Below are 21,239 nucleotides of genomic sequence, written 5' to 3'. Positions count from 1 at the left end.
AGGCGGGCCCGGGAGGCGTACGGCGGTTAGGTTCGCGGCATGACGACGACCGAGCAGACCCCCGGAGGCACGTCCGCGCCGGACCCGGGTACCCCCGACCCGGCCTATCTGGCGTTCTGGCGGGAACGGCACCTGTGCACCCTGACGACCCTGCGCCCGGACGGCTCCCCGCACGTGGTGCCGGTCGGCGTCACGTACGACCCTCGGGCGCGGCTGGCCAGGGTGATCACCAACGCGTCGAGCGCGAAGGTCCGGCATGTGCGGGCGGCGGGGCCGGAGGGCGCCCGGGTGGCGGTGTGCCAGGTCGACGGCCGCCGCTGGGCGACCCTGGAGGGCCGCGCCTTCGTCCGCACCGACCCGGAACGCGTCGCCGAGGCGGTCCGCCGCTACGCCGAGCGCTACGAGCGCACACCCTCGCCGAACCCGTCCCGCGTGGTGATCGAGATCCAGCTGACACGGATGCTGGGGAAGGGCTGACCGGGGGCGCATTCCGGCCATGCCGGGGTCGGGCGGGGGCCGTGCCATGTCGTGAGATGTCCCGTAAAAATGCAGCGGCGTCACCGTGTTCAGGTCACGGTGACGCCGCTGCGGGGGGAAGCACCTGAGGCGATCTGTTACGACGGGGGAATCGCGTCAGGCACTGCGGGGGGTGGCCGAGATGGTCCGTGGGCCGGGGGAGGCCTCGGTGTCCGCCAGCCGGTGGTCTCGCTGGTCGAGGTTCACAAAGATCATTCCGTACCGGATGGCACACCGCACGGGCTGCGGCGCCCCGCGCGGCCGGCGCAGGCATCGGTACGCTCGGACGTCGCCGTCCTCGTCACGGGTGACGACGACGGGTTCGCCGAAGACGGTCACCATCAGGGAGTCACCGTTGTGGGGGAGGGCGGTGACCAGGTCGATGAAGTGCCAGCCGGAGCGGTAGGCCGTGGCCATTTCGCGGCGGAAGGAGCGGTCGTCAGGAGGAGTAGTCATGTCAGTCCCAGACGCTGTCGTCCATACCGGTGGGTGTCTCGGCGCCCACAGCCAATACCTGTATGACCGCCGAGGACTGAGCACTGCCCGGCTGTGCATCACTCACCGTGCCGGAGAGGCCACTCAGAGTTCCGAAGGCCGCGACGACGGAAAAGGTGGTGACAAGCACCGAGCGAAGCATCTTCTTACGCATAGTCGGCTTCGTCCTCACTTGAAGGTCCCCTCTTCCCCCGTCGGATAAGACGATGGCTCATTCAGGCACGTCATGGCCACACAATCGGTGCATCATGTTCCTGCATGTTCAGGACCCTGGGGGGTGGAAATTTGGGATCGAATGGGACTAAAGAGACACATCCCCATGCGGTGACCGAGATGTGCGAGGTGGGGAGTCGTCTTTATGCCAATGCCCTGCGTACGGGGCGTATTGCCCGCACAGAGGTGAAGCCCGCCCCCTGTCTGATGGAGTTCGCCCTCCTCCACCCGGATCCTGACGACGCGAACTGGCTGCTGCCTGTGCCGCCCACGATCGCACTGACCCAGCGACTCACCCCCATTGAGCGGGAGATCACCGAGCGCCGGCGGATGTCGGTCGAGCTGGCCGACGCATTCGAGCCGTTCATGGCCCTGGGTACACAGCAGATCACGAGCGCCCACTCCATCACTGTTCTGGAGGGCCTCGACCGGATCAACGCGGCACTCGACCTGGCCACGGCCCAGTGCCAGACCGAGATGCTCACGGTCCAGCCGAGCCGCCGCCGGGCGGAGAACCGGCTCATCGAGGGACTCGAACGTGACAGGCTGCTCGTCGAACGAGGCGTGCGCATTCGCACCCTGTATCAGCACACCGCCCGATACAGCCCCGAACGGCTCGCCTACGTCGATCAGTTCGCGAACGGCAAAGCCGAGTACCGCACCATCGACGAACTGGTCGAACGCCTCATCATCTGCGACGAGGCCGTGGCCTTCATCCCGATCCGCGAAGACAGGCAGGTGGCCCTGGAACTACGCCACCCGGGCCTGGTCCGCTACCTCATCCAGGTGTTCGAGTTCATGTGGGGCAGAGCGGTCCCGCTGCGCGCCGGCACGCCGTACGAGACCGACCCCGACGGCATCACCGACATCCAGTACTCCATCGCCAAGCTTCTGGTGGAGGGGCACGTCGACGAGGCCATCGCCCGGCGCCTCGGCATGAACGTGCGGACCTGCCGCGCGCACATCGCGAAGCTCGCCACCGCCCTCGGCAGTGGGAGCCGCGCGCAACTCGGCTTCCTCATAGCGCAGTCGGGCATTCTGGAACGGGATCACTGAATGCCTGCCGAGGGCCACACACACGCGGAGGACGAACTGTGTGAGCCGGGGCGGGAGCTCTACGCCCGCGCCCTGCGGGAGAGGTCCGTGAGCGGCGTGGAGTTCGACACTGCCCCCTGCCTGCTGGAACTCGGACTTCCACAAGCGACCGTCGCCGACCCCGACCGGTTCGAGCCGCTCTCGTCTGCCTTCGCCCTGCACCGTCTGCTGCGCGCCTCGGAAGACCGCGTCGCCGAGGAGTGGCGGCATCTCGCCACCACCTTCGACCGCCTCTGGCGCCTCGCCACCCCCATGTACCCCGAAGCCGTCCAGCGGCCCACCCTCAACGGCGTCACCCCCCGCCGGCGCGCCATCGCGGCCCTGCTGATCGAGGGCCACACCGATGCCGTCATAGCGGAGCGCCTCGGCATGAACGTCCGCACCACCCGCGTCCACATCGCCAAGCTCGCCGCCACCCTCGGCAGCGAGAGCCGGGCCCAACTCGGCTACCTCATGGGCGAGTCGGGGATCCTCAAGCAGGAGGGGGGAGCGCAGACGTGAGCCGCGCGCCGCACCCCCACCACGACGCCGACGAACTGTGCCCGGCCGGAGTGCAGTTGTACGAGCGGGCCCTGCGCGAGGGCCTGCTGAGTGCTCAGGACGCCGAAGCCGCACCCTGTCTGCTGGACCACGGCCTGGTGCACCCGGTCGTCACGGACCCGAACCGCCTGGAACCCGTCGCCCCGGCCCTCGCCCTGCACGGCCTGCTGCGTTCCACCGCGCAGGCCGTCGCCGAGCAGCGCCACCGCGAAGGGCGGTTGATCGAGGTGTTCGAGCCCCTCATGCGGCTCGGGGAGCACTCGGACACGGCGCCGTCGGAAATCGAGTTCTTCCGCGGACTGCCCCTCATCAACCAGGCCATCACCACGGCCATGGACGAGGCGACCACCGAGCTTCTTTGCGTGCAGCCACACGTCAGCCACTACACGCCCCGCTACTCCCAGACCTCCCTGCGCCGGGACCAGGACTTCCTGGACCGAGGTGGCCGTATACGGACGCTCTACCAGCACACAGGACGCCACCGCTCGATCATCGCCGCCCGTTACGAACTGCTGCGTGGCGACACCCAGGCCCGTACGCTCGACGAGATCACCGACCGGCTCATCATCGCCGACCGCTCGGTCGCCTTCCTCCCCGCCAACCCCGAGCGCACCGTGGCCATGAAGGTCCGCATCCCCGCCCTGGTCACCTACCTCGCCACCATCTTCGACCGCCTCTGGCGCCTGGCCACCCCCATGTACCCCGAAGCGGTCCAGCGGCCCACGCTGAACGGTGTCACCCCGCGCCAGAGGGCGATCGCCGCGCTGCTGGTCGAGGGGCACACGGACGCGGTCGTCGCGGAGCGGCTGGGGATGAACATCCGCACCGCCCGTATCCACATCGCCAAACTCGCCGCCACCCTCGGCAGCGACAGCCGGGCCCAGCTCGGGTATCTGATCGCGCGCTCGGGCATTCTCGACCAGGAGGGAGCACACACGTGACCCCCGCGCCCCATCCGGACCACGGTGTCGACGAGTTGTGTCCCCCCGGCACACAGCTCTACGAGCAGGCCCTGCGCGAAGGGCACCTGCACCGGGCGAGAGCCGAGGCGGCGGCGCCGTGTCTGATCGACCACGGGCTGCTGCACCCGGCCGTGACCGACCCGGACCGGCTGGAACCGGTCGCGCCGGCCCTCGCGCTGCACCGCCTGCTCCGCTCCACCGCGCAGGCGATCGCCGAGCAGCGCCACCGCGAGGCGCGGCTGGCCGAGGTCTTCGAGCCCCTGATGCGGCTCGACGGGAGGCGGACCGCGCCGGCGGAGATCCCCGCCGTAACCGTGCTCAGCGGGACCGAGCGGATCAACCGGGCCATCACGGAGGCGATGACCGAGGCGACGACCGAGGTGCTGTGCGTGCAGCCGAACAGCAACTACAGCAGCTCGCGCGGGGAGCGGGCGCAGGCCGTCGCGCTGGCGCGCGACCAGGAGCTGCTGGACCGGGGCCTGCGGATCCGGACCCTGTACCAGCACACCCAGCGGCACATGCCCCTCGTCGCGGCCCGGTACGAGCAGCTGCGCGGGGACGCCGAGGCGCGGACGCTGGACGAGATCACCGACCGGCTCATCGTCGTCGACCGGAGCGTCGCCTTCATCCCCGGGGACAAGGACGGGAGCCTCGCCCTGGAGGTGCGCGTCCCGGCCCTGGTGGACTATCTCGCCACCGCCTTCGACCGGCTGTGGCGGCTGGCCACGCCGATGTTTCCGCAGGCCGTGCAGCAGCCCACCCTCGACGGGATCACCCCGCGCCAGCGGGCCATCGCCGCGCTGCTGATCGAGGGGCACACGGACGCGGTCATCGCGGACCGGCTCGGCATGAACATCCGTACCGCGCGCGTCCACATCGCCAAGCTCGCCGCCACCCTCGGCAGCGACAGCCGCGCCCAGCTCGGCTACCTCATCGCACGCTCGGGGATCCTTGATCGGGAAGGCTGAGCCCGGCCGGTGCCGCGTCGGGCGCCGGGGCGTCCAGGCCGACCTGGGCGATCCGGACGCCCAGTTGGGTACGGCTGGCGGCGCCCAGGGTCTCCGAGAGCCGGGCGATATGGGCCCGGCAGGTGCGCACGCTGATGCCGAGCCGCTCGGCGATCACCGCGTCCTGGTGGCCCTCGGCGAGCAGCGCGGCGATGGACTGCTCGCGGTGTGAGATGCCCTCGATCCGGGGCTCCGGGATCGCCATGGTCAGCGGGATCGCCGACCGCCACAGCCGCTCGAAGACGGTCGCCAGGTACTCGACGAGGCCGGGGTGGCGCAGTTCCAGGGCCACCGTGCGGTCGGCGTTGGCGGGGATGAAGGCGACCGTCCGGTCGAAGAGGATGAGCCGCTCGATGACCTCGTCGAGGGTGCGTGCCTCGACCGCGTCGCCCATCAACTCCAGATAGTGCAGCAGGCCCTGTCCGTGCCGGGCGACGTGGTTGTACAGGTCCCGCATCCGCACCCCGCGCGAGCGCAGTGCCAGCGCCCGGTGCAGGCCCTCGGTCAGCTCGTGCTCGCGCCGGATGCCGCCGGGCTGCACCGTGAGCACCTCGGACGTGCAGGCGTCGGTGGCCTCGTCGAGGGCCGCCTGGATGCGGACGGGTCCGTCCAGCACCCGGATCGCGGTGCCCTCACCGCCCGGCGCGGACTGTGTGCCGCCGCCCAGGCCCGCGTACCGCTCGACGGCGGCCACGGCCGCGCCCACCCGCCGCCGGCTGGCGCTGACCTCGTCGTAGACCCCGCGCAGCAGCCGGGTCATGACCTCCTGGGGCGCGGTGGGCAGCAGCCAGGCGTCGTCGTCGGGGTCGGGGTGCAGCAGGGCCAGGTCGAGGAGGCACGGCGCCTGTGCGGCGTCCGCGCGGGTCACCCGACCGCGACGTACGGCCCGGGAGTACACCCGGTCGCCGATCTCGCACAGCCGGTCGGCACCGTGAGGGTGCTGCTCCGTCCCGTGCCCGGCCATCGCCCATCCCACCCCCGACTCCCGCCTCTCGCAGCGCAACTATGCGCGGCCCGGACCGGCTCCCGCAACACGCCTCCCCCCGACCAGGGGGAAGAAAAGGGCAGTTGTGTCCGGTTCGTCCCGGCCCCCGCATCGTCCGCGTGCAACAAGCTGAAGGTAGCGACGGTTTGTACGCGCTGTGCAAGCTGGGCGACACGCAGGTGTCAGCGCCGGGCACGAACCGGCGCACGCAGGGCGCACGCGCCCTGCGCCGCGCGCGATGACACACCACCACGCACCACCCGGCACCACCGCGCACGGCGCCCCCACGCCCCCACGCCCCCCAGACCGCACAACCGCCAGGCGCACACCGCCACTCGCACCGGAGAGGAAGACAGACCGTGATACGTGTGGGCATCCTCGGACACAGATCGCTGGAACGCTCGGCGGTACGCCAGGTCCTGGAGGACGACGGCAGCCTCTGGGTCGTCGGCGAGGGGCGGCCCGAGCAGGCACCGTACGTGGTGCGCGGGAGCCGCCCGGACGTCCTCGTCGCCAGCCACGAGGGCCCCGAGGACGCGCTGAGGGCCCTGCGCGCGCAGCCGGGCGCGGGGCCGGCCCGGATCGTGCTGGTGGGCCACTTATCGGAGCAGGCCACCCGCCTGCTGTTACGCCACGACGCGCGCGGTGTGCTGCTGCGCGCCGACACCGTCCGCCATCTGCCCTGGGCGGTACGGGCCGCGGCGGCCGGCAGTGTCGCCCTCGCCCCGGGCCCGGCCGCATTCCTGGTCGACGCCGTCGTACGGCCGGGGCGGTTCGCCGAGGAGACGGCGGCCGCGCGGACGCTGCTGAAGGCGCTCAGCCGCCGTGAGCGGGAGATCCTCGAACTGCTCGCCGAAGGCGAGTCCAACGCGGCGGTGGCCGCCCGGCTGGGCATCAGCGGGCACACCGTGAAGGACCACATCCGCGCGGTCTACGCCAAGCTGGGCGTACGCAACCGGATCCAGGCCGCCCGCGTCCTGTGGCAGGGCCAGGCGCGGACGCAGGGCCGGGCCCGCCCGCCGGATCCGCGCACCCGCGCGCAGGAGCACCCCGACGGCCGGGAGTACGCGACCGCCACCCGGCCGTGACGCGCCACCCGGCCGTGACGCGCCACCCGGCCGTGACGGGCCGCCCCGCCGTGACGGGCCGCCCCGCCTACTTCAGGCCGATCGCGCTGCACTCGTCCTTGAACTGGGCCGTGCAGATGTCGGACACCTTGTAGATGCCGTCGGCGACGACCGTCTCGGCGATGTTCTCCCGCGTCAGCGCGACCACGGAGACCAGCTGCGCCGGGATGTCCTCGTCGGTCGGGCTGTCGACCTTGTCGCGGGTGAGGGCGTCGAACTGGATGTCGCGGCCCTGCACCCGGGCGACGGCCATCTCGGCGGCGGCCTCGGCCTCCGCCGGGTAGGACTTGTAGACGCTCATGTACTGGTCGCCGGCGACGACCCGCTGCACGGCCTCGAGTTCGGCGTCCTGGCCGGTGATGGGGGGCAGGTCGGTGACGCCCGCCGCCTCCAGCGCCTTGATGATGCCGCCGGCCATGGCGTCGTTGGCCGAGTAGACGGCGACGATGTTGTCCGCGCCGACCGCGTTGATCGCCTCGGTCATGTTGGCCTGGGCGTTCTTCGGGTCCCAGTTCTCGGTGTCGTAGCTCTTGGCGATCGTCAGCTTGCCGCTGAGCTCCGCCATGGCGCCGTCCTTGAACTGCTTGGCGTTGGGGTCCGTCGGCGAGCCGTTCATCATGACGATCTTGTCGGAGGAGTCGGCCTTGGAGCCGAGGGCCTCCAGGAGGCTGCGGCCCTGCACCTCGCCGACCAGCTCGTTGTCGAAGGAGATGTACGCGTCGATCGGGCCCTCGGCCAGCCGGTCGTAGGCGATGACCGGGATGCCCGCGTCCTTGGCGCGCTGCACGGCGCCCGCGATCGCCTTGGAGTCGACGGCGTCCAGCAGGATCACGTCGACCCCGTCGGCGATCATCTTCTCGAGCTGGCTCTCCTGCTTGTCCGCGTCCTGCTCGGCGTTGGCGTAGGCCACCTTGCCCTGATTGCGGGTGAGAGAGGCGACCTTGTCCCGGATGATGGGGTAATCGAACTTCTCGTACCGCGAGTTCTTCTTCTCCGGCAGCAGCAGACCCACCGTGATGTCGTTGCCCTTCGTCGGGCTCGCGTCACTGCTGTTCCCCGTGGCTCCGAGCACGCCGCAGCCGGCGAGGGAGAGGGTCAGCGTGGACGCGACCACGGATATGGCGATACGACGCATTCGGGGGCTCACTTCAGTGCGTTGCGGACATGGGCGCGACATCACGCCCAGGTGACTGAAAAGCCAACGCGGCACGCCCCGCCAGCGTCAAGGCTTATCACTTAACGAGATGACAACATCACATTCCGTTCAGTAAGTGAAGACACAGCGAAACACCCGCACAAGGGGCCACAACTCCCCCGCACAACCAATCCCTTTCTCCACGAGTCGTGATCACGAGAGCTGCTCTGAGAGAGGACCCCTGCATCCCATGCACCGACCCAGAAGCACCACAGCGAGCACCACAGCCGCCGCCGCGACCGCGGTGGTGCTCGCCACCACCGGCGGCCTCCTGGCCGTCGTCGCCGCGCCCGCTTCCGCCGCCGCGCCCGCCTGTGCCGCCCCGGAGTTCACCCGGGAGGTCTTCGCGAACACCACGTTCTCCGGCACCCCCGTGCGCACGGACTGCGACGGCGACGTCGACGAGGACTGGGGCCGCGGCGCCCCGGCCGGCCTGCGGTCCAACCACTTCGGCGTCCGCTGGACCCTGACCCGCGACTTCGGCTCCGGCGGCCCCTTCACCCTCGCCGTCTCCGGCCAGGACGGCATACGCGTCCACCTCGACGGCGAGCGCCGCATCGACCTGTGGAAGGACATCCGCTCCACGGTCTCCGGCACGGTCGAGCTGAACATCCCGAGCGGCGAGCACACCCTGCGCGTCGACTACGCCAACTGGACCGGCGCCGCGAACGTCAAGTTCGCCTACGCGCCGGCCTCCCCGGCCGCCGACCGGGTCGTGCCGCTCGCACCCACCGGGCTCGTCGCGTCGTACGACGAGACGTCGGGCCGCGCGGGGCTCTCCTGGGCGCCGAACCGCGAGATGGACCTCGCCGGCTACCGCGTCTACCGGCGCGACCCCGGCGCCGCCGAGCCCGCCCTGGCCAGCGGCCCCGCCCTGCTGACCGGGACGTCCTTCGCCGAGGGACTCCCGGCCACCGGAGCCTCCTACGCCTACGAGGTGCGGGCCGTGGACCGGGCCGGCAACGAGTCCGCGGGCAGCGCCGCCGCGGCCGTCACCACCGCCGACCGGACCGCCCCGCACCTGACGGCACCGACCGCCGCCCACGACAACTGGACGGGCGTCGACCTGGAGTGGGGCGGCGACCCGGACGCCGTGTCGTACGACGTGGAGCGCGCCTCCTCCCCCACCGGCGACTTCACCCGGCTGGCGACCGTCGACGCGCCCGCCCACCGTGACGCGACGGCGCCCTACGGCGAGACCTCGTACTACCGCGTCACCGCCCGCGACGCGGCCGGGAACACGGCCACCTCCCCGGTGCTGGAGTTCAGCCGCCCGCTCGCGGTGCCGCACCTGGACGGCGTACGCGACGCCCGCACCGGCCTCGAGGTCTCCTGGACCTCGCCCGTGCACGGCCCCGCCGAGTTCCGCGTCTACCGCTGGGAAGGCTCCGGCACGCCCGAGCCGGTCGTCTGCGCGCCCGCCGCGACCGGCGGCCCGGACGACCCGGACCCGCGGTACGCCTGCGTCGACACCACCGCCGAGATCGGCCGGACGTACTCCTACCGGGTGCACACCGTCGACGCCCAGGGCCGTGAGTCCGAGCCCTCGCAGACGGGCGGCGCCACCCGCGCCGACGCCACCCCGCCGCCCGCCGTCACCGGCCTGACCCACACGAACACCGAGTACGGCACGGTCCTGCGCTGGGACGCCAACCCGGCCGCCGACCTCGCCGCGTACGACGTCTACCGGGTCCTGCAGGAGTACCCCGGCATGCCCGGCACCGGCACGCCCGAGCGGATCGGCACCGTCGCCGCCGGCACCACCGAGTACGCCGACGTCCAGGTCGTCGACGACCAGACCTGGACGTACTACGTCGACGCGGTGGACACCGACGGCAACTCCCTCGCGCGTCAGGAGACTTGGGACCAGGTGACCCATGAGGAGGTCAACGAGTACTACCTCTCCCCGAGCTGGAACCCGGGGTACACCTACGACTGGACCCTGGAGGTCTCGGCCAACTCCGTGGGCCAGGCCGAGCTGTCGTGGTCCTGCTCCGACAACTGCGCGGCCACCGGCTTCAACGTCCGCCGCTGGGACCGCGCCACGGAGGACTGGGTCCTGCTGACCCAGCAGCCCCTGCCCGCGGGCACCTCGACGTGGACCGACCCCGGCACCCCGCGCGGCACCACGAGCCACTACGTCGTCTCGGCCGTGGCAGCGGACGGTTCGGAAACCTACGCCCGCTGGCGGTCGGTGGCGACTCCCCCCGCCTGACCAGCGGAATCGGTGCTTCCGACGCTGTTGCGAAGCAGTGACGAGGTACCGATGGATCAAGGATGAACGAAGCGCGAAGATAGGTGCACCGCAGGCCGCCGGGGGGACTCGGACCAACCGGGAGCCGGTCGCCGGCGGGGCACCTCTCTTCGTCTTCGCCTCACTCGTCGATTCCTTGTTGATTCCTGGGGGACTCCACCATGTCCGCTCGTCTCGCCGCCGCCACCCTCGTCGCGGCCGTCGCCGGTTCCGCCTTCCTCCCGGCGACCGCGAACGCCACCGAGAGCACGAGCACCCACCCGCTGACCATGACGCTCGGCGCGCCCGTCCCCGACAACACGGTCAAGCGCGGCGGCGACACCCGGACGATGACCCTCACGGTCACCAACTCCTCCGACAAGGCACAGGACTTCCAGGCCTGGCTGCCGGGCCGGGCCGAGGGCCCCAGCCCGATGCCGGCCGGCTCGATCGTCTTCGACGTCACCGCCCTCGACGCCCCGGCCACCAAGTCCCGGGTGGGCCGTCAGGACGGCGCCTGGCAGGGCCTGTTCCACCCGGCCTCCGGTGACGCGTCCTCCGCCTTCTCCGTCCCGGCCCACGAGGAGTTCACCTGGAAGGTGACCTTCGGCCTCGGCGCCACCTACCCGACCAACGACGGCGACTTCACCCTCAAGGCCAGCCCGCTGAGCGGCGGCGTCACCGCCGACCCGGCCCGCAACACCGTGGTCTTCAAGACGGAGCCGGCGATCGAGCCGGGCACGTTCGAGGTCCGGCTCGACCCGACGGCCGGTGTCCGGCTGCACCCGGGCGGGCGCGCCGAGATGTCGCTGACCACCCGCACCACCGGTCCGGGCGAGTTCCCCGACGACATCGACCGGGGCCTGGTGATCGACGCCCTGCCGGGCATGGACTTCGGCCTGGAGGCCGAGATCGACGGCAAGACCGTCGAGATGCCGGAGTCCAGCCCCAACCACTTCGACCTGCCCCCGCTCGGGAAGGGCTTCAACCACGCCGGGGAGACGAACTCCCTGAAGCTGTTCCTGTCGCTGGAGGACGGCTCCGAGGTGGAGAAGGAGACCTGGGTGCGGCTGCACGCGCTGCACTTCCTGGAGGGTGACCTGTTCGTCGACTCCCAGGCCGACGCCAAGATCCTGCCGGCCCAGACCTCCACCGGCTCACCGTCCGCGACGCCGTCCGCGACGCCGTCCGCCAGCCCGTCCACGCAGCCGTCGTCGGCGCCGTCCGCCACGGCCGACAGCACGGCGACCCCGTCCACCGCCGCGTCCAGCACGACCGCGGCCGGCACGTCCACCACGGGCGGTTCGGGCACCACCGCCACCGGCTCGCTGGCCTCCACCGGCTCCGGCGCCGGCCTGTGGGCCACCGTCGCGGGCGTCCTGCTCGCCGTCGGCTTCGGTGCCGCCGCGCTGGGCGGGCGCCGCCGCCGCGCCACCGCCGTCTGACCCGTACGGCATCCGACGACGGCAAGGGGCCCGGAGGTTCTCCTCGAACCTCCGGGCCCCTTGCGCGTGTACGGGCGTCAGTCCCCGGACTGCTGCCGCTTCGGCCGCCACACCACCAGCGCGCTGGTCTGCTGCACCTCCTGGTACGGCACCAGATCGCGCCGGTACGAGGCGTGCACCGCGGCCTCCCGCTGGCGCATGGCCGCCGCCGCCCCGTCGAGGGCGTCCTGCAGCTCGGCGACCCGGGACTGGAGGGCGGCGACCTGGTTCTCCAGCTCGATGATCCGCTTGATGCCGGCCAGGTTGATGCCCTCGTCCTGCGACAGCTGCTGCACCTGGCGGAGCAGCTCGATGTCACGGGCCGAGTAGCGGCGGCCCCGCCCGGCCGTGCGGTCCGGGGAGACCAGGCCGAGGCGGTCGTACTGGCGCAGTGTCTGCGGGTGCAGGCCAGACAGCTGAGCCGCCACCGAGATGACGTAGACCGGGGTCTCGTCGGTCAACTCATAGGGTGAGAAACCCCCGCGGGGGCGGGGACGACGGCCGTCCATCCGACTCAGGCTCCCTTCGCGGCCTCGAACAGCTCCGCCCGCGGGTCGTCCTCGCCCGCGGTCGCCTCGCGATACGCCTCAAGCGCGTCACGAGCCTTCTCCGACAACTGTGCCGGGACAGCCACCTCGACGGTGATCAGCAGGTCGCCGCGGGTGCCGTCCTTGCGGACCGCGCCCTTGCCGCGGGCCCGCATGGTGCGGCCGTTGGGCGTGCCCGGCGGCAGCTTCAGCGTGACGGCCGGGCCGCCCAGGGTGGGCACCCGGACCTCGCCGCCGAGAGCCGCCTCGGGGTACGTCACCGGCACGGTCACCGTCAGATTGTCGCCCTTGCGGCCGAAGACGGGGTGCTCGCCGACATGCACGACGACATAGAGGTCGCCTGTCGGTCCGCCGCGCTCCCCGGGCGCGCCCTTGCCGCGCAGCCGGATCCGCTGGCCGTCGGAGACTCCGGCGGGGATGCGGACCTGCATGGTGCGCGAGGACTTGGCCCGGCCGCTGCCCTTGCAGACGTCGCAGGGGTTCTCCGCGATCAGGCCGCGGCCCTTGCAGTCGGGGCAGGGATCGGTGAGGGCGAAGCCTCCGCCGGAGCCCCGCGCGACCTGGCCGGTGCCGACGCAGGTCGGGCACACGCGCGGCGTGCCGTTCTTGTCGCCGGTGCCGGAGCATGCCTTGCAGGGGGCCTGGGAGGACATCCGCAGCGGGACGGTCGCGCCCTCGATGGCCTCGGTGAAGCTCAGCGTGACCTCGGACTCGACGTCCTGGCCGCGCTTGGGCTGGGTGCGGGTGCCGGCGGCACCGCCCCGGTTGAACAGTCCCCCGAGGACGTCGCCGAAGCCGCCGCCGAACCCGCCGCCCGCGCCCTGGGCGCCGCCTCCGAAGAGGTCGCCCAGGTCGAAGTTGAACGAGCCGGCGCCCGCGCCGCCCGGACCGGGGCGGAAGCCGCCGTTGCCGAACAGCGCGCGGGCGTCGTCGTACTCCTTGCGCTTCTTGGGGTCGCCGAGGACGTCGTTCGCCTCGGAGATCTCCTTGAACCGCTCCTCGGCCTTGGCGTTGCCCTTGTTGGCGTCCGGGTGGAACTCGCGGGCGAGCTTCCGGTACGCCTTCTTGATCTCGGCCTCGGTGGCGTCCTTGGGGACGCCGAGGACCTTGTAGTAGTCCTTCTCGATGAAGTCCTTGGTGCTCATCCCCGACGTCCCTCCTCTCTCATCGCTTCGAGCTCAGCCCTCGTCCGGGGCACCGCTCTCCTTGTCGTCGCCCTCGGACGACTCCTCCGCCTTGACCGTCTGAGCGCCCGGCTGCGGCTCGGCGACCGCCACCCGCGCGGGGCGGATGGTGCGCTCCCCGATGCGATACCCCGGCTGGAGGATCGCGACGCAGGTCGTCTCCGTGACGTCCGGCGCGTAGGAGTGCATCAGGGCCTCGTGGATCGTCGGGTCGAAGGGCTCGCCCTCCTTGCCGAACTGCTGCAGGCCCATCTTCGCGGCGACGGTCTCCAGCGACTCCGCGACGGACTTGAAGCCGCCGACGAGCTCGCCGTGCTCCCGCGCGCGGCCGATGTCGTCGAGCACCGGCAGGAGCTCGGTCAGGAGGTTCGCGATGGCGATCTCCTTGACCGCGATCCGGTCGCGCTCGACCCGGCGGCGGTAGTTCTGGTACTCGGCCTGGAGCCGCTGGAGGTCCGCGGTGCGCTCGCCGAGCGCGGTGCGGACCTGGTCCAGCTGGGCGACCAGACCGGCGTCTGCGCTTGCGTCCCCGGCCGGGGCCGCCCCCTCCTCCGGAGAGGGGGAGGCGGCCTTCGGCTCGGCGTCGTCAGGGGTGGCGCCGGAGGGGACGTCGGGCTTCTCCTCGAAACCCGGGGTCTCCTCCGTCACGCGGCACCGTCCTTGCGCTCGTCGTCGACGATCTCGGCGTCGACGACATCGTCGTCGGCCTTGGGCTGCTCGGCACCGGCGCCGCCGGCGGCCTGCGCGCCCTGCGCGTCGGCGTACAGGGCCTGGCCCAGCTTCTGGGAGACGGCCGCGACCTTCTCCGTGGCGGAGCGGATCTCGGTGGTGTCCTCGCCCTTGAGCTTCTCCTTCAGCTCGGCGACGGCCTCCTCGACCTCGGTCTTGACCTCGCCCGGGACCTTGTCCTCGTTGTCCTTGAGGAACTTCTCGGTCTGGTAGACGAGCTGCTCGCCCTGGTTGCGGGTCTCGGCGGCCTCGCGGCGCTTGTGGTCCTCCTCCGCGTAGCGCTCGGCCTCCTCGCGCATGCGGTCGACCTCGTCCTTCGGCAGCGAGGAGCCGCCGGTGACGGTCATCTTCTGCTCCTTGCCCGTGCCCAGGTCCTTCGCGGTCACGTGCATGATGCCGTTGGCGTCGATGTCGAAGGAGACCTCGATCTGCGGGACGCCGCGCGGCGCCGGGGGCAGACCGGTCAGCTCGAACATACCGAGCTTCTTGTTGTACGCCGCGATCTCGCGCTCGCCCTGGTAGACCTGGATCTGCACGGACGGCTGGTTGTCCTCGGCCGTCGTGAAGATCTCGGACCGCTTGGTCGGGATCGTGGTGTTGCGCTCGATGAGCTTGGTCATGATGCCGCCCTTGGTCTCGATACCGAGGGACAGCGGGGTCACGTCGAGAAGCAGGACGTCCTTGACCTCACCCTTGAGGACACCGGCCTGGAGCGAGGCGCCGATGGCGACGACCTCGTCCGGGTTCACACCCTTGTTGGCCTCCTTGCCGCCGGTCAGCTCCTTGACGAGCTCGGCGACGGCGGGCATACGGGTGGAGCCACCGACCAGGACGACGTGGTCGATCTCGCCGAGGGCGATACCGGCGTCCTTGATGACGTTGTGGAACGGCGTCTTGCAGCGCTCCAGCAGGTCCGCGGTCAGCTGCTGGAACTGGGCGCGGGTGAGCTTCTCGTCGAGGTGCAGGGGGCCCTCGGCGGAGGCGGTGATGTAGGGCAGGTTGATCGAGGTCTCGGTGGAGGAGGACAGCTCGATCTTGGCCTTCTCGGCGGCCTCGCGGAGGCGCTGCAGGGCCATCTTGTCCTTGGACAGGTCCACGCCGTGGCCGGACTGGAACTGCTTGACCAGGTAGTCGACGACGCGCTGGTCCCAGTCGTCACCACCGAGGTGGTTGTCGCCGTTGGTGGCCTTCACCTCGACGACGCCGTCGCCGATCTCCAGCAGGGACACGTCGAAGGTGCCGCCGCCGAGGTCGAAGACGAGGATCGTCTGGTCGTCCTTGTCGAGGCCGTACGCCAGCGCGGCGGCGGTCGGCTCGTTGACGATGCGCAGGACGTTCAGGCCCGCGATCTCGCCGGCCTCCTTGGTCGCCTGGCGCTCGGAGTCGTTGAAGTAGGCCGGGACGGTGATGACCGCGTCGGTCACCTTCTCGCCCAGGTAGGCCTCGGCGTCCCGCTTCAGCTTCTGCAGGATGAACGCGGAGATCTGCTGCGGGTTGAAGGGCTTCCCGTCAAGCTCGATCTTCCAGTCGGTGCCCATGTGGCGCTTCACCGAACGGATGGTCCGGTCCACGTTGGTCACCGCCTGACGCTTGGCGACCTCGCCGACCAGCACCTCGCCGTTCTTGGCGAAGGCGACGACGGACGGCGTGGTCCTGGCGCCCTCGGCGTTGGTGATGACGGTGGGCTCGCCGCCCTCCAGAACGCTGACGACGGAGTTAGTCGTGCCCAGGTCGATGCCGACCGCACGTGCCATGGTTGATTCCTCCAGCTGACTTGAGTGGAACGGACTCAAGTGTGCATGACCCGCCCCGCCGGGTCAACAGACCTGAGCCGGATAGGCTCAACTCTTATCCGTTCCTTACGCGCAACTGGCCCGTGACCTGCGGCGATGCCCTTCGCTGTGACGCGGAAGACGTCAGCAGAAGCAGCGCGAGTACGACGCCCAGGACCCCGCCGGCCACCCACCACAGGGCCGTCGCCCCCAGCGACCCGGCGTGCACGAGGGCCCCGACGAGCACGCTCGCGACGGCCGAGAGGCCCAGCACGACGTTCACCCCGCGCGGGGCCAGCCCGAGCCTGCGCAGCCGGTGCGCGAGGTGGTCGGGTCCGCCGCGCAGCAGGGGCCGGCCCGCGGTCCGGCGCGCCGCCACCACGAGCAGGACGTCCGCGACGGCCGGGGCGCCGAGGGCGAGCAGCACCCCCGCGGAGACGGCCGGCTCGTGCCCCGCGCGCGCGAGGACGGCCGCGCCCGCGAGCAGGAACCCGGCGAACAGCGACCCGCAGGCCCCGAGGGCGATCCGCGCGGGCCGCCGGCCCTGCATCAGAAAGCCGCCCAGCGCGGCGGCGAGCACGCTCATCAGCACCGCGAGCCCGTCGAGCACCTCCACGGCCGCGCACACCCCCACCCCGAGAGCGGTGATCACCCCGACCGTGCCGGCCAGCCCGTCGGCGTGGTCCAGCGCCCGGAAGCCGACCGTGCCGAGCACGACCCACAGCACCCCGAGCACCCCGCCGACCGCTCCGGTGAGCTCGTACGGCATGACGCACGCGGCCGCCACCGCCGTACCGGCGACGAGGAAGCGGGTGCGCAGCCGCCAGACGTCGGCGGCGAGGCCGAGCGCCGCCACCACCGCCCCGGCCACCAGCAGCCGCCTCGTGTCGGTGTCCGGGTCGGCGAATCCCGTGAGCTCCCCGGTCCAGGCGACCGCGACGACCGCGACGGTGACGGCCGCGCCGCCGAGCAGCGGCACGGGCCGGGCACGTCTGCGTCGGTCGACCAGGCCGGATCTGAGCGCGGGGACACGCAACAGGGCCGCCAGAAGGGCGGCGAGCAGCAGAGCGGCGGTGGCCGCGGCGATCCCGAAGAACACGGCACTGAGGGGCACGGCACCAAGTTAAGGCGAATGTCATGATTTGGTACGAATGGCGCATCGGGTGGGCGTGCCGCCGCCCGCCTCACTGAGGGATGCCTCAGCGACGCAGATCACCGACCGTCTGACTACAGTGCGACAAGGGATTCCGGGTAGTCTCAGAGGACTGCATAAGTTACCGCTTAGTAATCTCGCTCAGTCGTCTCTTCGAACTGACCGAATCTCACCGAAGAACCCTCGCAGGCCCGAGGAGCCCCGAAATGCAACTCGCCGCGATCATCGTGTCGATGGTCCTGATGGCGGTCGGCGTCGCCCTGTTCGGCCGTGCCGTCCTTCAGATCTTCCGCTTCGTGATGCTCGGCCAGCCGCTCCCGGCCGGTGCGAGGACCAACGACCCCGTGCTGCGCACGATCACCCTGGTCAAGGAATTCCTGGGGCACACCAGGATGAATCGCTGGGGCATCGTCGGCATCGCGCACTGGTTCGTGGCGATCGGTTTCTACACGCTGCTGCTGACCATCGTGAACGCCGTCGGCCAGCTCTTCCAGGCCGACTGGATCCTGCCGGTCATCGGCGACTGGGCGCCGTACAACGTCTTCGTCGAGTTCATCGGCACCATGACGGTCGTCGGCATCCTGGTGCTGATCGCGATCCGCCAGCTGTCCCGGCCGGACCGCCCGGGCCGCAAGTCCCGGTTCGCGGGCTCCAACACGGGCCAGGCGTACTTCGTCGAGACGATCATCCTCATCGTCGGCGTCTGCATCTTCATGCTGCACGCCCTAGAGGGCGCCCAGCACCACGTCGACGGCTACGAGGCCTCGTTCTTCATCTCCTACCCGGTCGTCTCGGCGCTCGAGGGCCTGGACCTGTCCACCCTGCAGAACCTGACCTACCTGTTCGCCGGCGTGAAGATCGCGGCGTCCTTCATCTGGATGATCACGGTCTCGCTGAAGACCGACATGGGTATCGCCTGGCACCGCTTCCTGGGCTTCCCGAACATCTGGTTCAAGCGCAACGCCAACGGTGAGACCTCGCTGGGCGCCCTGCTGCCGATGACCTCCGGCGGCAAGCCGATCGACTTCGCCGACCCGGGCGACGACGACGTCTTCGGCGTCTCCCAGGTCGAGCAGTTCTCCTGGAAGGGCATCCTCGACTTCTCCACCTGCACCGAGTGCGGCCGCTGCCAGTCGCAGTGCCCCGCCTGGAACACCGGCAAGCCGCTCTCCCCGAAGCTGCTGATCATGTCGCTGCGCGACCACGCCCACGCCAAGGCGCCCTACCTCCTCGCGGGTGGCGGCAAGACCATGGAGGGCGAGGAGAAGGCGTCCGAGGAGCAGCTCGCCAAGGTGCCCGCCGCCGCCCTCGCCGAGGCCGAGCGCCCGCTGGTCGGCACCGCCGAGGAGAACGGCGTCATCGACCCGGACGTGCTGTGGTCCTGCACCACCTGCGGCGCCTGTGTCGAGCAGTGCCCGGTCGACATCGAGCACATCGACCACATCGTCGACATGCGCCGCTACCAGGTGATGATCGAGTCCGCGTTCCCGTCCGAGGCGGGCACGATGCTCAAGAACCTGGAGAAGAAGGGCAACCCCTGGGGCCTGGCCAAGAAGCAGCGCCTGGAGTGGACGAAGGAAGTCGACTTCGAGGTGCCGGTCGTCGGCAAGGACATCGAGGACCTCTCCGAGGTCGAGTACCTCTACTGGGTCGGCTGCGCCGGCGCCCTGGAGGACCGCGCCAAGAAGACCACCAAGGCGTTCGCCGAGCTGCTGCACATCGCGGGCGTCAAGTTCGCGATCATGGGCGGCGACGAGAAGTGCACCGGTGACTCCGCCCGCCGCCTCGGCAACGAGCCCCTGTTCCAGGAGCTCGGCATGGAGAACGTCATGTCCCTCAACGCCGCCTTCGGCGAGGAGATGGACGACGACGGCAAGGTGACCGAGGAGTCGAGGAAGCCCAAGTCGGCGAAGAAGATCGTCGCCACCTGCCCGCACTGCCTCAACACGCTCGGCAACGAGTACCCGCAGCTCGGCGGCGACTACGAGGTCATCCACCACACCCAGCTGCTCCAGCACCTCGTCGACGAGGGCAAGCTGATCCCGGTGACCCCGGTCGAGGGCGTCATCACCTACCACGACCCCTGCTACCTGGGCCGCCACAACAAGATCTACACGCCGCCGCGCGAGATCATCGCCGCCGTCCCGGGTGTGCGCAACGAGGAGATGCACCGCCACAAGGAGCGCGGCTTCTGCTGCGGCGCGGGCGGCGCGCGCATGTGGATGGAAGAGCGCATCGGCAAGCGCATCAACAACGAGCGCGTGGACGAGGCCCTCTCCCTCAACCCGGACATCGTCTCCACCGCCTGCCCGTTCTGCCTCGTCATGCTGACCGACTCGGTCAACGGCAAGAAGAACGAGGGCAAGGCCAAGGAGTCGATCCAGGTCGTCGACGTCGCCCAGCTCCTCCTCGACTCGGTCAAGACCCCGGCCGACCCGGAGGACCCGGCGCAGTCGGAGAGCGAGACCGAGCCCGAGCCGGTGAAGTAGCCCGCCACGGCGCCTTCGACGCCCCCTGCCCGCAACGGGCGGGGGGCGTCGGCGTCGTACGGGGGCGACGTCAGCGATCCGTCACCCTGAGGCCTGTCCGCTGCCGTCGAACACATGCTTCACTACTGAGTCGTTGTCTACGGTGCATACGAGGTGGACGGTACCGATGCGAACCCTCGGGACGGGCATGCGAACCCTCGGGACGGGTATGGCGGCCCTCGGCTGCCTCGTACTGCTCTCCGCGTGCGGGCCCACGGCCGACGACGCCGAGCCACCGCGGGAGAGCGCGTCCGTGAAGTCCGCCCAGGCTCCCGCACGGCTGCCCGTCCCCCGCGGCACGGGCAGCGAGGTCGCGGACGACTTCAACGGCGACGGCCGGCGCGACCTCGTCCTCAACGACCTCGTCAAGGCGCAGGCGCACAGCGACGACGCCGGGATCGGCATCGTCTACGGCGGCCCCCAGGGCCTCACCCCGGGCGCCCGTCAGCTGCTGAGCCCGGCGCGCAACGCCGCCCCCACCGACGGCGAGCTGCCCGCGGTGTTCGACGCGGAGGCCGGCTGCGACCTGGACAAGGACGGCTTCACCGACCTGGTCGTCTCCACCGACCCGCCCTTCGACGGGCAGGGGCAGCCCCCGGTGCCGCTGCAGATCCTCTTCGGCTCGCCGCAGGGGCTGGCCGGCAAGGCCGTCAAGCTCGTCATCCCCCAGGCCGCGCGCGCCGGCAACGACTGGCCCGACCAGCCCGTATGCGGCGACTTCGACGGCGACGGCGCCCAGGACCTGGTGGTCCACGCCTCGGACCGGCAACTCAGCTTCCTGCGCGGCCCCTTCTCCCGCACGGGCGCCCCGCGCGCGGCCGGGGCGCCGCTGCCCTCCCCCGGCAACCTGCCCTCGGGTCCGGTGGCCGACGTCGACCGCGACGGATACGACGACCTGGTCGTCCGGGCCGCCGAGGGCCCCGCCACCGCCACGCTCGTCCTCGGCGGCCCCACCGGCCCTGCCCGCACGGGCGCGGCCCTGCCCAAGGGCCTCGACGTGGCCCTGGGCCGCCTCGGCCGGGGCGCCGACCTGGACGCGGCCGTCGGCGGCGTCGCCGAGACCTCCCTGCGCTACGACCTGCCGGCCGCCGACCCCGCCACCCTCGACGCCGGCGGCTCCCTGCTGGACGCGGCCGACTTCGACGGCGACGGGCTCAGCGAACTCGTCTCCAGCGGCTCGGGAATCCGCGTCTTCCACGGCCGTACGACGGGACCCTCGCCCGAGGACCTCACCACCGTCGAGCCCACCTCCCACGGCACCTCCCGGGTCCTCGCGGCGGCCGACTTCGACGGGGACGGGCTGGCCGACCTGGCGGTGCGCACGTACCTCGGCGAGACGAAGGACACGGTCGCCGTGTACGCGGGGGTCGAGGAGGGCGTGATCGCGACCACGCCGTCCGTCACGTTCTCCACGGACGACTTCCTGGGCGACGTGGCCGACTGAGCCGCGTATCCCCTACGGGGAGGCGCCGT

19 protein-coding genes are annotated in these 21,239 nt (G+C 71.1%); 10 read left to right on the top strand and 9 right to left on the bottom strand.

Annotation, left to right across the window (positions count from 1 at the left end):
- Positions 1-39: 39 nt before the first annotated feature.
- A complete protein-coding gene (locus ACIGXJ_RS11700; protein WP_399643316.1) occupies positions 40-477 on the top strand; it encodes a pyridoxamine 5'-phosphate oxidase family protein in 438 nt (145 codons plus the stop codon).
- Positions 478-633: 156 nt separating this feature from the next.
- Here ACIGXJ_RS11700 and ACIGXJ_RS11695 read toward each other — a convergent pair whose 3' ends face one another.
- Both ACIGXJ_RS11695 and ACIGXJ_RS11690 read right to left on the bottom strand, forming a co-directional pair.
- Positions 634-972: a hypothetical protein gene (locus tag ACIGXJ_RS11695; protein ID WP_399643313.1), complete on the bottom strand. Its 339-nt coding sequence runs from the start codon at positions 970-972 to the stop codon at positions 634-636.
- A gap of 1 nt (position 973) precedes the next feature.
- On the bottom strand, positions 974-1,165 hold the full coding sequence (locus ACIGXJ_RS11690) for a hypothetical protein (protein ID WP_399643311.1): 192 nt from the start codon (positions 1,163-1,165) through the stop codon (positions 974-976).
- A gap of 104 nt (positions 1,166-1,269) precedes the next feature.
- Here ACIGXJ_RS11690 and ACIGXJ_RS11685 point away from each other — a divergent pair, with 104 nt between their 5' ends.
- The 4 genes from ACIGXJ_RS11685 to ACIGXJ_RS11670 are packed head-to-tail and all read left to right on the top strand — an operon-like array spanning position 1,270 to position 4,789.
- Positions 1,270-2,280, top strand: a complete 1,011-nt coding sequence (locus ACIGXJ_RS11685) for a helix-turn-helix transcriptional regulator (RefSeq protein ID WP_399643309.1) — start codon at positions 1,270-1,272, stop codon at positions 2,278-2,280.
- Positions 2,281-2,820, top strand: a complete 540-nt coding sequence (locus ACIGXJ_RS11680; protein WP_399643307.1) for a hypothetical protein — start codon at positions 2,281-2,283, stop codon at positions 2,818-2,820.
- Complete coding sequence (locus ACIGXJ_RS11675; RefSeq protein WP_399643305.1) at positions 2,817-3,800, top strand: helix-turn-helix transcriptional regulator; 984 nt, start codon at positions 2,817-2,819, stop codon at positions 3,798-3,800. The genes ACIGXJ_RS11680 and ACIGXJ_RS11675 overlap by 4 nt, the downstream gene beginning before the upstream one ends.
- Entirely contained in the window at positions 3,797-4,789 is a 993-nt protein-coding gene (locus tag ACIGXJ_RS11670; RefSeq protein WP_399643303.1) for a LuxR C-terminal-related transcriptional regulator, read from the top strand. Before ACIGXJ_RS11675 ends, ACIGXJ_RS11670 begins: the two co-directional genes overlap by 4 nt.
- On the opposite strand, the gene ACIGXJ_RS11665 is transcribed toward ACIGXJ_RS11670, so the two are convergent.
- Positions 4,752-5,792, bottom strand: coding sequence for a LuxR C-terminal-related transcriptional regulator (locus tag ACIGXJ_RS11665; RefSeq protein WP_399643702.1), 1,041 nt, complete (start codon positions 5,790-5,792; stop codon positions 4,752-4,754). The two genes, ACIGXJ_RS11670 and ACIGXJ_RS11665, sit on opposite strands and share 38 nt — an antisense overlap.
- Positions 5,793-6,181: 389 nt before the next feature.
- Here ACIGXJ_RS11665 and ACIGXJ_RS11660 point away from each other — a divergent pair, with 389 nt between their 5' ends.
- The gene (locus ACIGXJ_RS11660) at positions 6,182-6,901 is read left to right on the top strand and encodes a LuxR C-terminal-related transcriptional regulator (RefSeq protein ID WP_399643301.1); all 720 of its coding nucleotides are present in this window, start codon (positions 6,182-6,184) and stop codon (positions 6,899-6,901) included.
- A 67-nt stretch (positions 6,902-6,968) separates the two neighbouring features.
- Here the strand turns inward: ACIGXJ_RS11660 and ACIGXJ_RS11655 are convergent, their stop codons facing one another.
- The gene (locus ACIGXJ_RS11655; protein WP_399643299.1) at positions 6,969-8,075 is read right to left on the bottom strand and encodes a sugar ABC transporter substrate-binding protein; all 1,107 of its coding nucleotides are present in this window, start codon (positions 8,073-8,075) and stop codon (positions 6,969-6,971) included.
- A gap of 250 nt (positions 8,076-8,325) precedes the next feature.
- Here ACIGXJ_RS11655 and ACIGXJ_RS11650 point away from each other — a divergent pair, with 250 nt between their 5' ends.
- Together ACIGXJ_RS11650 and ACIGXJ_RS11645 are read left to right on the top strand one after the other, a co-directional pair.
- On the top strand, positions 8,326-10,350 hold the full coding sequence (locus ACIGXJ_RS11650; RefSeq protein WP_399643297.1) for a PA14 domain-containing protein: 2,025 nt from the start codon (positions 8,326-8,328) through the stop codon (positions 10,348-10,350).
- Positions 10,351-10,550: 200 nt separating this feature from the next.
- Entirely contained in the window at positions 10,551-11,813 is a 1,263-nt protein-coding gene (locus ACIGXJ_RS11645) for a hypothetical protein (RefSeq protein ID WP_399643294.1), read from the top strand.
- A gap of 77 nt (positions 11,814-11,890) precedes the next feature.
- On the opposite strand, the gene ACIGXJ_RS11640 is transcribed toward ACIGXJ_RS11645, so the two are convergent.
- The 5 genes from ACIGXJ_RS11640 to ACIGXJ_RS11620 all read right to left on the bottom strand — a co-directional run bounded on the left by ACIGXJ_RS11640 (position 11,891) and on the right by ACIGXJ_RS11620 (position 17,184).
- Entirely contained in the window at positions 11,891-12,361 is a 471-nt protein-coding gene (locus ACIGXJ_RS11640) for a heat shock protein transcriptional repressor HspR (protein ID WP_399643292.1), read from the bottom strand.
- 5 nt (positions 12,362-12,366) lie between these two features.
- On the bottom strand, positions 12,367-13,545 hold the full coding sequence (dnaJ, locus tag ACIGXJ_RS11635; RefSeq protein ID WP_399643290.1) for a molecular chaperone DnaJ: 1,179 nt from the start codon (positions 13,543-13,545) through the stop codon (positions 12,367-12,369).
- 33 nt (positions 13,546-13,578) lie between these two features.
- The gene (gene grpE, locus ACIGXJ_RS11630) at positions 13,579-14,232 is read right to left on the bottom strand and encodes a nucleotide exchange factor GrpE (RefSeq protein WP_399643288.1); all 654 of its coding nucleotides are present in this window, start codon (positions 14,230-14,232) and stop codon (positions 13,579-13,581) included.
- Positions 14,229-16,067, bottom strand: coding sequence for a molecular chaperone DnaK (gene dnaK, locus ACIGXJ_RS11625; protein ID WP_399643286.1), 1,839 nt, complete (start codon positions 16,065-16,067; stop codon positions 14,229-14,231). The genes grpE and dnaK overlap by 4 nt, the downstream gene beginning before the upstream one ends.
- Before the next feature lie 94 nt (positions 16,068-16,161).
- Positions 16,162-17,184 (bottom strand): MraY family glycosyltransferase, encoded by a 1,023-nt coding sequence (locus ACIGXJ_RS11620; RefSeq protein ID WP_399643700.1) that lies wholly within the window; start codon positions 17,182-17,184, stop codon positions 16,162-16,164.
- 260 nt (positions 17,185-17,444) lie between these two features.
- Between ACIGXJ_RS11620 and ACIGXJ_RS11615 the strand changes: the two genes are divergently transcribed.
- A complete protein-coding gene (locus tag ACIGXJ_RS11615) occupies positions 17,445-19,727 on the top strand; it encodes a heterodisulfide reductase-related iron-sulfur binding cluster (RefSeq protein ID WP_399643284.1) in 2,283 nt (760 codons plus the stop codon).
- A gap of 187 nt (positions 19,728-19,914) precedes the next feature.
- Positions 19,915-21,210 (top strand): FG-GAP repeat domain-containing protein, encoded by a 1,296-nt coding sequence (locus tag ACIGXJ_RS11610; RefSeq protein ID WP_399643282.1) that lies wholly within the window; start codon positions 19,915-19,917, stop codon positions 21,208-21,210.
- Positions 21,211-21,239 lie beyond the last annotated feature (29 nt).

This window comes from Streptomyces sp. NPDC053367, assembly GCF_044545925.1.
Classification (GTDB): Bacteria; Actinomycetota; Actinomycetes; order Streptomycetales; family Streptomycetaceae; genus Streptomyces.
The sequence above is the reverse complement of the archived record's forward strand: the minus strand, read 5'-3'. Positions and strand labels throughout refer to the sequence as shown.

Excerpts from the sequence above, each read along its gene's own strand:
- dnaJ (WP_399643290.1), bottom strand. The coding sequence starts at position 13,545 with ATGAGCACCAAGGACTTCATCGAGAAGGACTACTACAAGGTCCTCGGC.
- ACIGXJ_RS11655 (WP_399643299.1), bottom strand. The coding sequence starts at position 8,075 with ATGCGTCGTATCGCCATATCCGTGGTCGCGTCCACGCTGACCCTCTCC.
- ACIGXJ_RS11680 (WP_399643307.1), top strand. The coding sequence starts at position 2,281 with ATGCCTGCCGAGGGCCACACACACGCGGAGGACGAACTGTGTGAGCCG.
- ACIGXJ_RS11695 (WP_399643313.1), bottom strand. The coding sequence starts at position 972 with ATGACTACTCCTCCTGACGACCGCTCCTTCCGCCGCGAAATGGCCACG.
- ACIGXJ_RS11665 (WP_399643702.1), bottom strand. The coding sequence starts at position 5,792 with ATGGCCGGGCACGGGACGGAGCAGCACCCTCACGGTGCCGACCGGCTG.
- ACIGXJ_RS11650 (WP_399643297.1), top strand. The coding sequence starts at position 8,326 with ATGCACCGACCCAGAAGCACCACAGCGAGCACCACAGCCGCCGCCGCG.
- ACIGXJ_RS11640 (WP_399643292.1), bottom strand. The coding sequence starts at position 12,361 with ATGGACGGCCGTCGTCCCCGCCCCCGCGGGGGTTTCTCACCCTATGAG.
- ACIGXJ_RS11690 (WP_399643311.1), bottom strand. The coding sequence starts at position 1,165 with ATGCGTAAGAAGATGCTTCGCTCGGTGCTTGTCACCACCTTTTCCGTC.
- ACIGXJ_RS11685 (WP_399643309.1), top strand. The coding sequence starts at position 1,270 with ATGTTCAGGACCCTGGGGGGTGGAAATTTGGGATCGAATGGGACTAAA.
- ACIGXJ_RS11610 (WP_399643282.1), top strand. The coding sequence starts at position 19,915 with ATGCGAACCCTCGGGACGGGTATGGCGGCCCTCGGCTGCCTCGTACTG.
- ACIGXJ_RS11615 (WP_399643284.1), top strand. The coding sequence starts at position 17,445 with ATGCAACTCGCCGCGATCATCGTGTCGATGGTCCTGATGGCGGTCGGC.
- ACIGXJ_RS11700 (WP_399643316.1), top strand. The coding sequence starts at position 40 with ATGACGACGACCGAGCAGACCCCCGGAGGCACGTCCGCGCCGGACCCG.
- dnaK (WP_399643286.1), bottom strand. The coding sequence starts at position 16,067 with ATGGCACGTGCGGTCGGCATCGACCTGGGCACGACTAACTCCGTCGTC.
- ACIGXJ_RS11645 (WP_399643294.1), top strand. The coding sequence starts at position 10,551 with ATGTCCGCTCGTCTCGCCGCCGCCACCCTCGTCGCGGCCGTCGCCGGT.